The organism is Pseudomonas sp. I2 (assembly GCF_040984075.1).
GTDB classification, from domain to species: Bacteria; Pseudomonadota; Gammaproteobacteria; order Pseudomonadales; family Pseudomonadaceae; genus Aquipseudomonas; species Aquipseudomonas guariconensis_B.
In genome coordinates, this window is record NZ_JBCGFQ010000232.1 from 1 (window position 1) to 385 (window position 385).

The 385-nt window shown below is 69.4% G+C and carries 1 protein-coding gene; it reads right to left on the minus strand.

Features of this window, described 5'->3' with window-relative positions; genetic code table 11:
• Positions 1 to 385: hypothetical protein (locus WCE05_RS26395; RefSeq protein ID WP_368816896.1), on the minus strand; the 385-nt coding region annotated here is incomplete at both ends.

Consider the following 385-nt stretch of genomic DNA (forward strand, 5'->3'; position numbering starts at 1 on the left):
GCTGGAAGATCTTCTGCTGCTCGGCCGGGGTCAGTCGCGCGTACAGCGGCAGCACCTCGGTGTGGCGCAGGTTGGCCTTGCGCAGCATCTCCGCGGCGTCGCGGATCTCCCGCTCGCCGGGGAGGAACACCAGCACGTCGCCGGGCCGCTTGCCGACCTCGCGTTCGTGGGCGGCGATCTCGTCGAGGGCGGCGAGGATGCCCTGGTCCACCGACAGGTCGTCCTCGACCCGGTTGCCCTCCTCGTCGGTTTCCGCCGCCAGCGGCCGGTACCAGGTCTCCACCGGATAGGTGCGGCCGGAAACCTCGATCACCGGGGCGCCGTCGAAATGCCGGGAGAAACGCTCCAGGTCGATGGTCGCCGAGGTGATGATCAGCTTCAGGTC